The sequence below is a fragment of the Exiguobacterium sp. s35 genome (assembly GCF_018617535.1).
Classification (GTDB): Bacteria; Bacillota; Bacilli; order Exiguobacteriales; family Exiguobacteriaceae; genus Exiguobacterium; species Exiguobacterium aestuarii.
The window spans coordinates 1,150,893-1,163,857 of record NZ_JACSKI010000001.1 but is presented as its reverse complement, the minus strand read 5'-3'; the positions used below and the strand labels follow the sequence as shown (position 1 = coordinate 1,163,857).

General features: G+C 47.6%; 13 protein-coding genes. 9 read left to right on the top strand and 4 right to left on the bottom strand.

The window, feature by feature from the left end; translation table 11 throughout:
- Window positions 1–284: 284 nt before the first annotated feature.
- Window positions 285–881, top strand: a complete 597-nt coding sequence (locus KNO75_RS15090) for a 3D domain-containing protein (protein WP_214795643.1) — start codon at window positions 285–287, stop codon at window positions 879–881.
- Window positions 882–934: 53 nt separating this feature from the next.
- Here the strand turns inward: KNO75_RS15090 and KNO75_RS06030 are convergent, their stop codons facing one another.
- Complete coding sequence (locus tag KNO75_RS06030; RefSeq protein WP_012726732.1) at window positions 935–1,372, bottom strand: universal stress protein; 438 nt, start codon at window positions 1,370–1,372, stop codon at window positions 935–937.
- Window positions 1,373–1,555: 183 nt separating this feature from the next.
- Between KNO75_RS06030 and KNO75_RS06025 the strand changes: the two genes are divergently transcribed.
- A complete protein-coding gene (locus tag KNO75_RS06025; protein ID WP_214820400.1) occupies window positions 1,556–2,281 on the top strand; it encodes an SDR family oxidoreductase in 726 nt (241 codons plus the stop codon).
- An 11-nt stretch (window positions 2,282–2,292) separates the two neighbouring features.
- The gene (locus tag KNO75_RS06020; protein ID WP_214820388.1) at window positions 2,293–3,015 is read left to right on the top strand and encodes a metallophosphoesterase family protein; all 723 of its coding nucleotides are present in this window, start codon (window positions 2,293–2,295) and stop codon (window positions 3,013–3,015) included.
- A 42-nt stretch (window positions 3,016–3,057) separates the two neighbouring features.
- On the opposite strand, the gene KNO75_RS06015 is transcribed toward KNO75_RS06020, so the two are convergent.
- The gene (locus tag KNO75_RS06015) at window positions 3,058–4,155 is read right to left on the bottom strand and encodes a M24 family metallopeptidase (RefSeq protein WP_214820386.1); all 1,098 of its coding nucleotides are present in this window, start codon (window positions 4,153–4,155) and stop codon (window positions 3,058–3,060) included.
- A gap of 165 nt (window positions 4,156–4,320) precedes the next feature.
- Here KNO75_RS06015 and KNO75_RS06010 point away from each other — a divergent pair, with 165 nt between their 5' ends.
- A complete protein-coding gene (locus KNO75_RS06010; protein ID WP_214782184.1) occupies window positions 4,321–5,631 on the top strand; it encodes a DRTGG domain-containing protein in 1,311 nt (436 codons plus the stop codon).
- Between the two features lie 42 nt (window positions 5,632–5,673).
- Here KNO75_RS06010 and KNO75_RS06005 read toward each other — a convergent pair whose 3' ends face one another.
- Window positions 5,674–5,988: a YtpI family protein gene (locus KNO75_RS06005; RefSeq protein ID WP_074033432.1), complete on the bottom strand. Its 315-nt coding sequence runs from the start codon at window positions 5,986–5,988 to the stop codon at window positions 5,674–5,676.
- A 75-nt stretch (window positions 5,989–6,063) separates the two neighbouring features.
- Here KNO75_RS06005 and KNO75_RS06000 point away from each other — a divergent pair, with 75 nt between their 5' ends.
- Entirely contained in the window at window positions 6,064–7,032 is a 969-nt protein-coding gene (locus KNO75_RS06000; RefSeq protein WP_214820382.1) for a DHH family phosphoesterase, read from the top strand.
- A gap of 16 nt (window positions 7,033–7,048) precedes the next feature.
- Here KNO75_RS06000 and KNO75_RS05995 read toward each other — a convergent pair whose 3' ends face one another.
- Window positions 7,049–7,240, bottom strand: a complete 192-nt coding sequence (locus KNO75_RS05995) for a YtzJ family protein (RefSeq protein WP_074033430.1) — start codon at window positions 7,238–7,240, stop codon at window positions 7,049–7,051.
- A 102-nt stretch (window positions 7,241–7,342) separates the two neighbouring features.
- Here KNO75_RS05995 and dnaE point away from each other — a divergent pair, with 102 nt between their 5' ends.
- From dnaE to KNO75_RS05975, 4 genes are all read left to right on the top strand, one after another.
- On the top strand, window positions 7,343–10,510 hold the full coding sequence (dnaE, locus tag KNO75_RS05990) for a DNA polymerase III subunit alpha (RefSeq protein WP_214820380.1): 3,168 nt from the start codon (window positions 7,343–7,345) through the stop codon (window positions 10,508–10,510).
- 77 nt (window positions 10,511–10,587) lie between these two features.
- Window positions 10,588–11,142, top strand: coding sequence for a FadR/GntR family transcriptional regulator (locus KNO75_RS05985; protein WP_214820378.1), 555 nt, complete (start codon window positions 10,588–10,590; stop codon window positions 11,140–11,142).
- Between the two features lie 14 nt (window positions 11,143–11,156).
- A complete protein-coding gene (gene accD, locus KNO75_RS05980) occupies window positions 11,157–12,011 on the top strand; it encodes an acetyl-CoA carboxylase, carboxyltransferase subunit beta (protein ID WP_214820376.1) in 855 nt (284 codons plus the stop codon).
- On the top strand, window positions 11,989–12,939 hold the full coding sequence (locus tag KNO75_RS05975) for an acetyl-CoA carboxylase carboxyltransferase subunit alpha (RefSeq protein ID WP_214820374.1): 951 nt from the start codon (window positions 11,989–11,991) through the stop codon (window positions 12,937–12,939). The genes accD and KNO75_RS05975 overlap by 23 nt, the downstream gene beginning before the upstream one ends.
- The last annotated feature ends 26 nt before the right edge of the window (window positions 12,940–12,965 follow it).

Below are 12,965 nucleotides of genomic sequence, written 5' to 3'. Positions count from 1 at the left end.
ACTTTGTAACATTAGGTGCATGTTATATATCGTTTTGTAACATTTGAGTCATTAAAAAACCATATATTGGATGATAATTTATATAAATATCTCTACTTCGTTTCAAAGATGCGAATAAAAGCAAAGAGTCGGGTGTTTTGACATCAAGTTGTAACGTTCGTGACATTTAAATGAACCGTAAGTGTAACGGCACTGCTACATATTTCATCATATAGTTATCTGGACGAAACATTCGATGTACAAATCATCGATGACACGATCTGAACTAAGGGAGGAACGATTGCATGCTTAAAAAGTTAGGATGGATGATGCTAATTACGATTTTAGTTTCAACGCTTTTCCTGCCACAATCGCAAGTGCAAGCTGCCTCTTCAAATAAAGTTTATGTCGTCAGTAAAGTGAACGATTTAAATATTCGTTCAGATGCACGAATGGGTACAAAAATCTTGGGTAAGTTAAACAAAGGTCAAAAGTTGCAACGTTTAGGTTCAAAAGGAGCCTGGACACAAGTTTATTATAAAAAGAAAAAAGCATGGGTTGCGACAAGTTATGTCACAACTACAGGAGCGAAGAAACAGTCTGTCGGCAAAACGTACACGATGAAAGCATCCGCGTATACACCTTATTGCAAAGGCTGTTCTGGGAAGACGGCTCTCGGTTGGAACGTTCGTACACAAAAACGTAATGTGATCGCGGTCGACCCGCGTGTCATTCCACTTGGCACGAAAGTTCAAGTATACGTAGGGAGCAAGTTGTTAGGAACGTATACGGCTGCAGATACTGGCGGCGCCATCAAAGGAAATAAAATCGATATCTTAATGTACTCGCACAGTGCGGCGATTCAATTCGGTCGCAAAACGGTTACGGTCAAGGTGTTGTAATAAAGAAAAGGGGTCTTGCGATTGCGCAAGACCCCTTTTTCGAGGATAAACGATTATTGACGAACGATGAGCACGTCGCACTTCGCATAGCGGACGATACTTTCTGAAACACTTCCGATAAAGAAGCGTTCGACGGCGTTCAACCCAGTCGCGCCACAAATAATAAGATCAATATCATGGTTAGGAGCAATCTTTTTAGCGATTGTCACTTTTGGAGAACCGTATTCAATCACGGTCTCGACTTCTTTTACGCCACGTTCTTTCGCGCGGTTCACATAATCTTCGAGTAACTCTTTGGCATACGTTTCTGCGCGTTCGGTAATCGTCCGGTCGTAGGCTTCAACTGTCGCGAATGTACGTGTGTCAATCACGTGACCCACATACAGTTTCCCTTCGTTACGAATGGCGACATCGATTGCGGTTTCGAATGCACGTTCCGCCTCTTTAGAGCCGTCAACGGCAGATAGAATGTGTTTGTATACAATTGCCATGTAAATCCCAACCTTTCGCTCGAATTATACGTTCGGCTTACATATATAGTATACCACTTCTTTCGGATTTCACGCTTTTTCGTCATGAAAATGAGTGAATTTTTTCATGGGATTGTTCACGACATGTCCAAGTTTGGAATTCACGTGAAAGAACGGGTAAAATAAGGCGGAGGAGGTTGGACGATGAAACATGTAATGATTACTTCTGGTGCAAAAGGGATTGGTCGTGTCGTGACAGAACGTCTTTTGCAAGATGGCTGGCACGTTAGTATTCTGCAGCGGAATCCGATTGATTGGGAACATGAGCGGATACATATGATCGAGGCAGGGTTGACGGACCGCAAACAGCTGCTCTCGGCCTATGAGGAAGCGGTCGAGCGGTTTGGCGAACCGGATGCTTTGATTTTAAATGCGGGTCCATACATTTTTGAACGGAAACCGCTCGTTGAATTGACAGATGAAGAGTGGGATGAAGTGGTGACAGGTAACCTGTCTGCTTCGTTTTGGTTGATGCGTCGCGCGATTCCATCGATGCGCTCCAATCGTTTCGGGCGCATTATCTCATACGGATTTCCGGAGAGCGCATCAGCTCCTGGGTGGATTCACCGCTCGGCGTTTGCGGCAGCAAAAACGGCGCTCGTCAGTTTGACGAAATCGGTCGCTCTTGAGGAGGCGCCTTTTGGGATTACGGCAAACATGGTCAATCCAGGAAACATCGTCGGATCTCAAAAGGAGATGCGCATCGAGGAAGCGGAAATCGATGAAGGAACGCCGGTCGGACGACACGGGACTGGAGAAGACATTGCTCGACTCATTTCCTTCCTATTGCATGAAGAATCAGATATGATTACGGGCGCCGTCATCGATGTGACCGGCGGGGTCAACGTTGTTCATCAGTATCGAAAGTGAGGGGGAGAGCGATGAAGATTGGCGTTGTGACTGACGTTCACGGAAATCTAGAGGCGCTAGAGGCAGTCCTTCATGCGTTAGATACAGAGCAGGTCGACATGATCTGGTCACTTGGTGACATGATTGCGATGGGGCCGGACTCAAACGCGGTCATGGAGCGATTGATTGACCGCGGGGCACACATGATTTCCGGTAATCACGATGAAGCGGTCGTCTCGCTCCTAACCGGGCATGGTCACCCAGAAAGCTATGCGCATACGCGACCGCATCACGAATGGGTCGCACGTCATCTCGATTCTAGATATGTGGATGTTCTTGAGTCTCTTCCACGAACGATTACGAGTGAGATGGCTAGTCAGAAAGCGTTCGGTATCCACTACCATATCCCGAGCGAAAAGCGTCAAGCCAGCATCGTTGATGAACCGTTTCATGACATTCTCGAACCGACAATTGAAAACATGCAACGGTTGTATGGAGAGTACGATGGGGATATCATCTTATTTGGGCATCACCACCCGGTTCACCTATTCGAAGACGAGAAGAAGCGGTACGTCAATCCGGGTGCGCTCGGTGTCGCACGAGATGAACTTGCGCGGTTCGCGATTTTGTCAGACGGGGAAAACGGGATGCAGATTGATCTGCGGGCTGTCCCTTATAACAAACGAACATTTCTAGAGAAAATGGAACGTTATGAAGTTCCGCAACGCGATGTCATGTTCCGATTGTTCTATTGAGGAATGCGTAAAAAGGTGAGGTCCTTGGACCCCACCTTTTTCTTATACGATCTCTTGAAGTGTTTTCGGATAACTCGTCAATGCAATCGGACCGCTCTCCGTCATGACGAGGTCATCTTCGATACGGACACCACCTACGCCCGGTAGATAAATACCTGGTTCGACCGTAAACGTCATCCCGACTTGAGCTGTCATGTCATTGTTCGCCGCCATCGATGGATGTTCATGAACTTCGATTCCGATTCCATGACCGATACGGTGCGTGAAGTACTCACCGTATCCAGCGGACGTGATGACTTGACGGGCTGCGATATCGATCGCTCCGAGCGTCGTGCCAACATTCGCCATCTCGATCGCTGCTTCTTCTGCTTGTAATACCGTTTCGTAAATTTCACGTTGTTTCGTACTCGCTTCACCGAAGACGACCGTTCGAGTGATATCCGAGCAATACCCTTGCCAGACGACACCGAGGTCGAACAAGGCGAAATCGCCTTTCTTCAAACGGTTGTTGCCTGGTACACCGTGAGGGTCGGCGCTATTTTCACCGAACAATACGAGTGTGTCGAATGACATTTCACGAACGCCTTGTTGTTTCATTGCATATTCGATGTCCGCGATGACTTCGAGCTCGGTCACGCCTTCACGAAGTGACCGAATTCCTGCTTCGATTGCCATGTCTGCAAGTTCAGCGGCACGTTTCATTGTACGTACTTCATCCGGTGATTTGATCATGCGTAACGTTTGGAGTTCGTCTGTCAAATCGATAATCGACAATCCGGCAAAACCAGCGCGGAGTTGCTCGACACGATTGAATGTCAAATGCTCGCCTTCGATGCCGATACGTTCAGGAACGATTTGGTTATCGAGGAACAACTTGACGATTTTATCCCACGGATTCTCGTGGTCCATGTACGTTACGATTTCACCTGACCAGTCACTCGCTTCGACAATTCCTTTTTCAAGGGCAGGACAAATGATGGCAGTTGTCCCATTCTTTAGGACGAGGATGGCAATCAGCCGCTCGTGTGCTTCTGCGTATACTCCCGAGAAGTAAAATACAGATGCCTTTGATGTGACGAATGCTGCGTCTAATCCTTTCGTCGCTAAAGATTGTGCAATTTGATTGGTGCGTTGATTCAAGATGAATCCCTTCCCTTCTCACTCTTACGTTGACTACTCGTCTATTATAGCTGTTTCGAAAACAGAAAGGAAATGTTGCAATTTGATTAGTACAGTTTGAACAAGTTCGACTGATACAGTATACTAGAAAGAGTAGAAAATGTATTGAGAGAAGGGACTCCGCGTATGACCACAAAACATGAACAGATCATAGCACATATCGAGTCACTCGATGTTGGGTCAAAAATTTCGGTCCGCCAAATCGCTAAAGAGTTAGCTGTATCAGAAGGTACGGCTTATCGGGCCATCAAAGAAGCTGAGAACCTGGGCTTCGTCTCTACGATCGAACGTGTAGGGACGATTCGGATCAAGCGTAAACAGAAAGAGAATATTGAGAAGTTGACATTTGCCGAAGTCGTCAATATCGTCGATGGACAAGTGTTGGGTGGACGAAATGGTCTGCATAAGACATTATCTAAATTTGTCATCGGAGCCATGAAATTAGAAGCGATGATGCGTTATATCGATGTCGATTCACTCGTCATCATCGGAAACCGGGAGAAGGCACATGAACTCGTCTTGCAGTCCGGCGGGGCCGTGTTGATCACAGGGGGATTTGATACGACGGATGAAGTAAAACGAATGGCGGATAAGTATGATATGCCTGTCATCTCGACTTCTTACGATAGCTTTACCGTCGCAACGATGATCAACCGGGCCATCTATGACCGCCTCATCAAAAAAGAGATTCTACTTGTCTCGGATATCGTCATCCCGCTTCACGACACGTTTTATTTGAAGTCGGATGATACGGTGAAACGTTGGCACGAATTGAATGAGCGGACGAAGCATAATCGTTATCCGGTCATCGATGAGCAGATGAAGGTGGTCGGGGTGATTACTGCGAAAGATGTCATCGACAAATCGCACGACTATGATATCGAGAAAGTCATGACAAAGAGCCCGATCACGGTCGGCGTCCAGACGAGCGTGACCAACGCTGCGCACCAGATGGTATGGGAAGGGATTGAGATGCTCCCTGTCGTCGATAACTATGGTCGCTTACTCGGCATCATAAGTCGTCAAGATGTGTTGAAGGCGTTACAGCTTGCAAATCGTCAGCCACAAGTCGGTGAAACGTTCGACAACATGATCACGAACCAATTGAAAGAAGATCCTACGTCGAACGGTACGGCGTTCACTGTCGAGGTCGCTCCGCAAATGACGAGCCATATGGGGACTGCGTCATCAGGGGTGTTGACGACTTTGTTAGTGGAAGGGGCGACGCGCAGTCTGCGTCATATGAAAAAAGGGGATTTGGTGGTCGAGAACATCACCGTTTATTTCATGAAACCGATTCAGATTGAGAGTCAGATTCGAGTGTCGGCAAACGTCTTCGATCTTGGACGGAAGTTCGGGAAAGTAGACGTAGAAATGACACAAGGTACACAACTTGTCGCCAAGGCGCTTGTCACGGCACAGTTGATTGATCGGTAACTTAAAAGAGCACCGGCTACACGAGTAGCGGGTGCTCTCTTTTTATGAAGGCGTATTCGTCGGTTCTTCTGCGGCGAGCGGATAGATTTTCCGGTAACGGATAAATCCAACGACCGCATTGCCTAAGCCAACGACCAACATGACGATACTGACAATCCAACCGACCGATGAATTCAAACCGAATCCACCAACCATTTGGTTCGCGGCGAATAGCGCGAGGAATAAACTTAACCAGATTAAAGCTTGTGTATTGAACAAGGCTTTACGGTTTGGCGTCTTTGTCAAAAAAGCACGACGCTTGAAGACAAGGTACGCTCCGAGCGCGAACAAAATGAGTCCAATCATGACAAGTTGCAAGTGAAGGAACCCCTTTCTTTCTCGTAATCTGTTATCATCATACCATAATAGTGTGTAGGAAAGTGAGGAATCATCATGTGGGCATGGGCGAAAGCGGATTCAATCAAAACAGAAATCGAGGCGGCTGACACCATTTTTATTCATCGACATGTCAGACCAGACCCCGATGCATTGGGGAGCCAGCTCGGTCTCCAACGTATTTTAAAGTCGGTTCATCCGGATAAAAAGATCTATGTAGTCGGCGGTATGGTGCCCGACCTTGAATTTTTAGGAAAGATGGAACACGTTGAGGAAGAAATGTATAAGGATGCGCTCGTTTTGATTCTAGATACAGCGAATCAGGAACGAATCGATGGACCATATGCGTTAAAAGGAAAAACAGTCATTAAAATCGACCATCACCCTGATGAAGACCCGTATGCGATGACACAAATCGTGGACACCACGGTTAGTTCGACGTCCGAGATGGTTGTGGAGCTGGCGAACATTTGGAATTATCCGATCGATCAAGAAGCGGCATTCTTATTATATGCCGGTATCGTAGGTGACACGGGGCGCTTCCAGTTCCGTAATGCCACGGCACGTACGTTTGAGATTGCTTCGAGATTGATTGACAAAGGCATCGATACGAACAAACTGTACCGACACATGTATAAGACCAACTTAGCGACGCTACAGTTACAAGGGTACGTGTTACAGCACGTCAATGTCACAGAAGAAGGCGTCGGGTATGTGAAGATTGATAAAGATGTGCTCCGGACGTTCCATGCGTCCCCGGAAGCGGCATCGCAACTCGTCAATAGCTTCTCTGGCCTTGAAGGATTGAAATGTTGGGTCATGTTCGTCGAAAACAAAGAAGAGATTCGTGTCCGGATTCGGTCGAAAGGACCTGTCATCAATGAAGTGGCGAAGCGTTACCGTGGTGGTGGCCATCCGATGGCGTCAGGTGCCACGATTGATACGTGGGATGAAATGGATGACGTCATTGCTGCTCTGAATGAAGTGGCAGGAGAGTTCACGTTTGAAGAAAATGAAGAGAGCTGACCGCGGTCAGCTCTCTTCATTTGTCTCCGTTTTCTTGTGGGATAAACCACGTGCCGCGGTCGGTCACATCTTCGACGACATCGAGTTGATATTCTGCAATATACTTTCGAAGTCGGTCGATGATTTCAGGACTGTCCGCAAAGACGGTTTGACCGTTCTGTAATTTTTCTAACTTATCGCGCGCAATTTGTCCCCGATTGATAATCATACGCTTTTGCCCCCTTTTGTCGTGAGTTTTGTCTATAATTATTGTATCAGAGAAGTGGAGAATTGAGTTTGACAATATCATTAAATAGAGAGGAGGACGAAGATGATTCATCTTAATGTCAGAACTGCTTATAGCTTACTACAAAGCACGATTCGACTAGAACAATATGTGATGCAGATGACAGAGCGAGGGAGTCGAGCGGTCGCCATCGCAGACGATGCCTTTTATGGTGTGCCGTCGTTTCTATCCTACTGCAAACGCTATGGGGTGAAGCCGCTCATCGGACTGAGAACCGTCCTTCGACTAGACGGGCTCGATGTGTCGGTACTTGCTTATGCTTCGAACGAAGCAGAACTACAAGAGCAATACCGAATCATCAAAAAAGGCGGGATCGATGAACGTACGACGATGCCCCTCATTGTCCTACCGGAAAACTGGAAAGCGAGCGACCCGGTCCATCGACGTCGTCTTTATCATCAACTGCTGTCTTTTGTAGACGAGAACAGACTATGGCTCGGTCTCCCGGCACCGCAGACGACAGAACAGGTACAGCTGTTAAAGCAACTTCGCATGATGAGAGAAGAGCTTGCCGTCCAACTGATTCCGGTCCCTGAAACGAGATATATGCGACCTGAAGATGTGGAGGGTTTCCGGGCAATCTCTGCCATTCGAGAAGGCGAAGTGATGTCAGAGGAGGATGTACGTCAAAAAGGTCTGCATGTCCGGCTACCAAGCGAGATGAACGACTGGTTCACTTCAGAAGAATTGGGCGAGCTTGAGCGATTTGAAGCACTGATTCAAATCGAGCATCTTCCACAAGCGGAAGGCGCGATTCCAGAGTTACCGGACGCTGATCAAAAGTTGAAGCGGCTCGTCGGTGAACGGTTAAAAGCGATGGAACTGATGAAAGAGCCGTATATCGGACGAGCGAAGTTTGAGCTTGACGTCATTGCCAAGACCGGGTTCTCTTCGTATTTCCTGATTGTCGAAGATATCATCCGATTCGCCCGTGAGTCCGGGATCGAGGTCGGTCCAGGTCGGGGGTCGGCGGCCGGCTCGCTCATCAGTTTTGCACTGCACATTACAGAAGTCGACCCAGTTCGCTATGGTCTCCTATTTGAACGGTTCCTCAATCCGGAACGCGTCTCGATGCCGGATATTGACTTAGATTTTGAAGATGAGCGTCGGGAAGAAGTCGTTTCATACGTGCTATCGAAATATGGGGAGGCTCATGCGGCGCAAATTGGTACACTCGCAACCTTTGGGGCAAAGGCGGCCATCCGTGACGTCGCGAGGGCGCTCGGCATGACGTTAGAAGAAGGGCAGGCTGCAAGTAAACAAGTGAAATCAGGTGGGTTGGACGAATTGATGGCGAATCCAAAACAGATGAAATGGTTCGCAGGTAGCCAGAAACGTCAACAGTTGATTCGGATTGCGAAACAGCTAGAAGGGTTGCCGCGTCAATCATCCATACACGCCGCTGGGGTTGTACTCAGTCGTCAACCGATTGAAAACGTGACACCGCTCCAACCCGAACTCGATGAGCATGTGACCCAATATAATATGAAGGATTTGGAAGAAATCGGGCTACTCAAAATTGATTTGCTCGGGCTCCGAAACTTGACTCGCCTTCGTCAAATGGAGGAATTGGTCCGCGAGAGTGACGCGATGTTCTCCTTAAAGACCATTCCCTTACATGACGCCCGGACGTACCGATTGTTAGCAAGAGGAGAGACGGACGGGATCTTCCAGTTTGAGTCGTCGGGTATGAAACAGGCGTTGCGCCAAGTCAAACCGACAGAGTTTGAGGATATCGTCGTGACGATGTCGCTCTATCGACCAGGACCGATGCAGTTTATTGAAACGTATGCAAAACGAAAACATGGTATGCCATATCAACCGATTCACCCGGACGTCGAAGAAATCATGAAGTCGACATATGGCGTGCTCGTTTATCAAGAACAGGTCATGCGACTTCTTCGAAAACTCGGTGGATATTCATATGCCGAGGCGGATTTGGTCAGACGAGCGATTGCCAAAAAAGATACCGGTACGATTGAACGAGAACGAGAGCGGTTTTTACGTCAATCTGAAGGAAAGAACCGAGATGTCTTGTCACAAATCTTCTCTTGGATTGAAAAGTTTGCAGGGTATGGGTTTAACCGTTCCCATGCGGTCGCCTACAGTTTGATCAGTTATCGATTGGCTTACGTCAAAGCGCATTATCCACGTGTTTTCCATGTCGTGACGTCGGAGAAGACAAGTCAACTCGTGAGACTATTGCGTAAAGACAAAATCCCTGTGTATCCGCCAGACGTATTGCACGGTCATGCCGATGCGACACTTGAAGGTCCTGGCGTCCGTCTTGGGCTTAAAGCGATTCAAGGACTGACGAAACGAGACGTAGAACGACTCATCGAGCTGAATGGACAGCTAAAAGACGTCCGGACTCTTCAAGAAACGATGGAATGGAAGAGTAAAGATCAACTCAAGTTGAGGCGTTTGCTAGGAGCTGGAGCGCTTGACCGAATGTATCATGGTGATCGGACGAGTGCGTTTGAAGCAGTCGAACGTTTACGTGAAGAGGCCGGTACGCACTTCTTACCAGATGAACTATCATCACTCGGGCTTAAGCAGAAAAAAGCGAAAGAACCAAACTGGTCTGAAGAAGAGCGGGAAGCACTCGGAACATGGGTTGTGCACTCGCCGCTTACGACGATTCCGGACGTGGGAATTGAGCCCTCCACGATTGAAGACGTTCTGCACGGGACGAACGGGTATCTAGTCGTGTATGTGGATGACGTGCGTACGTTTATGACGAAAAAGCAAGAGCGGATGGGTGTCATGATGGTAGACGATGGGGTGACGCAAGAAGAAGTCGTCGTCTTTCCAAGAACCTTTGCCCAGTTCAGTCGCTCCCTCTACGTAGGAAACATTTTGTTGCTTGAAGTCCATTCGAACGAGCGAGATGGACGCAAACAATTGATTGTCGAACGAGTGCGCCCATTACATGGTCAAGCTTTGTTCGTAAGGTTAACGTTAGATCGATTCTCTGAACTAGAAGACTGGATTCAGCGTGCACAAGGAGATGTTCCGGTCGTCTGTCGATTCACGGATTCAAAAGAAGTGAAGCAATTAGCATCTGCTTTTTCAATCAACCCGAACGAGGAATATGTGGCAGAGGCGAAGAGGCGATTCGGAGAAGAGAATGTTGTCTTAAAACGAATTGATATGAAAATGGTTGGTCCAGAAACTAGTACCAAGTCCTAAATAGTGATATAATTGCACTAATTGGTCTGACCACTTAAGATTGATAAGTGATCCAAATAAGGGAGTTGAACGGTCAGATGCATGAAAAACACGCATCCACATTTCACGAAAATATTTCAAAGATACGAAAATTAATTGTCCAATCGTCACTGGTCCCAGGGGATCGACTTCCATCCGAACGTGAACTTGCGGAGACGCTATCCATTAGTCGCGCTTCTGTTCGAGAAGCGTTACGCGCATTGAGCTTTTTAGGCATCGTCGAAACAAGACGCGGCGGGGGTACTTTCCTATGTGAACAAGACCGACATCGCTACATCGAGCTTTTGTCGGAGTTCATCGTCACGAAACAGACGAAAGCGACCGATATCATCGAAATGCTTAAACTGTTAGAGCGAATGGCGTTTTCGGAAGTAGAGCCGACGAAGGAGCGACTGACTCAATTAGAGGCAGTGATCGAAGAGGATCGAACGTTTCGTCAGCAACTCATTTTTCAGTTGAAGAATGACTTGTTCATCAGGATTTGGAGCGAAGTGAACCGATTTTTCGAGGGACTAGATGTTGGGGAGTTGTATACGCTCGAAGAACGTAAGCGTTTTGTCGAGACGTGGCGTGGAATGGGGATGCCGGAATGAACGAGGGGGAAGCGATGACTGCTTTTTTCAAGAAACCGAAACGATATATGCCGTTGCGTCAACGAGAACCAAAAATTGACGCACCACAGGGATTGATGACGAAGTGCCCATCTTGTAAATATATGCATTATACAAAACAGTTGAACGAAAACCATAAGGTATGTGACTGCGGCTACCATTTCCCGCTTCATGCGCAGGAACGAATTGACATGCTTGTCGATAAAGATTCGTTCGAGCGATTTGCTGGACCTTCTGTCAAAGCGAATCCGCTCGATTTTCCTGATTACGAAGAAAAGTTGAATAAAGACCGTGAACGGACCGGAATTGAAGAAGCGGTCGTTTGCGGAAAAGCGACGATTGATGGGCTACCTCTCGTCGTTTGCGTGATGGATGCTCGATTCCGAATGGGGTCGATGGGTGCTTACGTAGGGGAAGCGATTGCTTCTGCTGTTCGCCAAGCGACGTCACGTCGTCTCCCGGTCGTCTTATTCACGGCGTCAGGTGGCGCACGAATGCAAGAAGGGATGGTCAGTTTGATGCAGATGGCGAACACATCCATCGCTTTAAAAGAACATGATGAGGCGGGCCTTCTCTACATCGCCTATTTGACACATCCGACGACAGGTGGGGTTTCAGCAAGTTTTGCGATGCTTGGAGACTTAAACGTCGCAGAGCCTGGAGCGCTTATTGGATTTGCGGGAAGACGAATCATCGAACAGACGATTCGGGAAAAACTTCCGGAAAACTTCCAGACGGCAGAGTTCTTACTCGAGTCTGGACAATTGGATGCGGTCATCCATCGTGAACAGATGCGTTCGTTCTTGAAGAAAATGATCGGATTACACGATGGGGGTGTTCGACATGTTTGACCCAATCAAAGAAGTGACCGAACAGTTAAATAAATTACGTGAGACAGCCGAAACGAAAGGGATTGACCTATCACGTGAGATTCGTCACCTGGAGTTGAAGCTCGACCGATTAGAAAAAGATATTTATGGGAATATGAAACCGTGGGACCGCGTACAATTGGCGCGAAACCCGAAACGTCCGACAACACTCGATTACATCCATCATATGTTCCCGGATTTCATGGAGCTCCATGGTGATCGACACGGATATGACGATGCGGCAATCGTATCGGGACTTGCGACATTTGAAGGTGTTCCGGTGACCATCATTGGACATCAGCGTGGTCGGAATACGAAAGAAAACATGAAGCGGAACTTTGGGATGCCTCACCCTGAAGGATACCGAAAAGCTTTGCGTTTCATGAAGCAAGCCGAGAAGTTCAACCGTCCGATTTTGACATTCATTGACACGAAAGGGGCTTATCCAGGGAAAGCCGCTGAAGAGAGAGGTCAAAGTGAAGCGATTGCTCGAAACTTGTTTGAAATGGCGACGTTGAAAGTACCGATCGTTTCCGTTGTAATCGGAGAAGGCGGTTCTGGTGGTGCGCTTGGAATTGGTGTTTGCGACCGATTGTTGATGCTTGAGAATAGTACGTACTCGGTCATCTCGCCAGAAGGTGCAGCGGCACTTTTATGGAAAGATGCCAAACAAGCAGAACGTGCAGCAGAAACAATGAAAATTACAGCACAAGATTTGTTCAACCTAGGAATCGTGGATGAAGTTGTAGGGGAAGTGTATGGGGGCGCGCATATTGATGTGTCATTACAGTCATCACTCTTGAAACCTGTATTATTACAGCACATGAACGAGTTGCTCGATCTGTCGACTTCTCAGCTCATTCAAGGACGTGCGACCAAATATCATCAAATTGGCACAATTAGTGAGTGAAAACGGTAACAATGGCTTTGAATATA

Excerpts from the sequence above, each read along its gene's own strand:
- KNO75_RS15090 (WP_214795643.1), top strand. The coding sequence starts at position 285 with ATGCTTAAAAAGTTAGGATGGATGATGCTAATTACGATTTTAGTTTCA.
- KNO75_RS06030 (WP_012726732.1), bottom strand. The coding sequence starts at position 1,372 with ATGGCAATTGTATACAAACACATTCTATCTGCCGTTGACGGCTCTAAA.
- KNO75_RS06025 (WP_214820400.1), top strand. The coding sequence starts at position 1,556 with ATGAAACATGTAATGATTACTTCTGGTGCAAAAGGGATTGGTCGTGTC.
- KNO75_RS06020 (WP_214820388.1), top strand. The coding sequence starts at position 2,293 with ATGAAGATTGGCGTTGTGACTGACGTTCACGGAAATCTAGAGGCGCTA.
- KNO75_RS06010 (WP_214782184.1), top strand. The coding sequence starts at position 4,321 with ATGACCACAAAACATGAACAGATCATAGCACATATCGAGTCACTCGAT.
- KNO75_RS06000 (WP_214820382.1), top strand. The coding sequence starts at position 6,064 with ATGTGGGCATGGGCGAAAGCGGATTCAATCAAAACAGAAATCGAGGCG.
- KNO75_RS05995 (WP_074033430.1), bottom strand. The coding sequence starts at position 7,240 with ATGATTATCAATCGGGGACAAATTGCGCGCGATAAGTTAGAAAAATTA.
- dnaE (WP_214820380.1), top strand. The coding sequence starts at position 7,343 with ATGATTCATCTTAATGTCAGAACTGCTTATAGCTTACTACAAAGCACG.
- KNO75_RS05985 (WP_214820378.1), top strand. The coding sequence starts at position 10,588 with ATGCATGAAAAACACGCATCCACATTTCACGAAAATATTTCAAAGATA.
- accD (WP_214820376.1), top strand. The coding sequence starts at position 11,157 with ATGACTGCTTTTTTCAAGAAACCGAAACGATATATGCCGTTGCGTCAA.
- KNO75_RS05975 (WP_214820374.1), top strand. The coding sequence starts at position 11,989 with ATGGGGGTGTTCGACATGTTTGACCCAATCAAAGAAGTGACCGAACAG.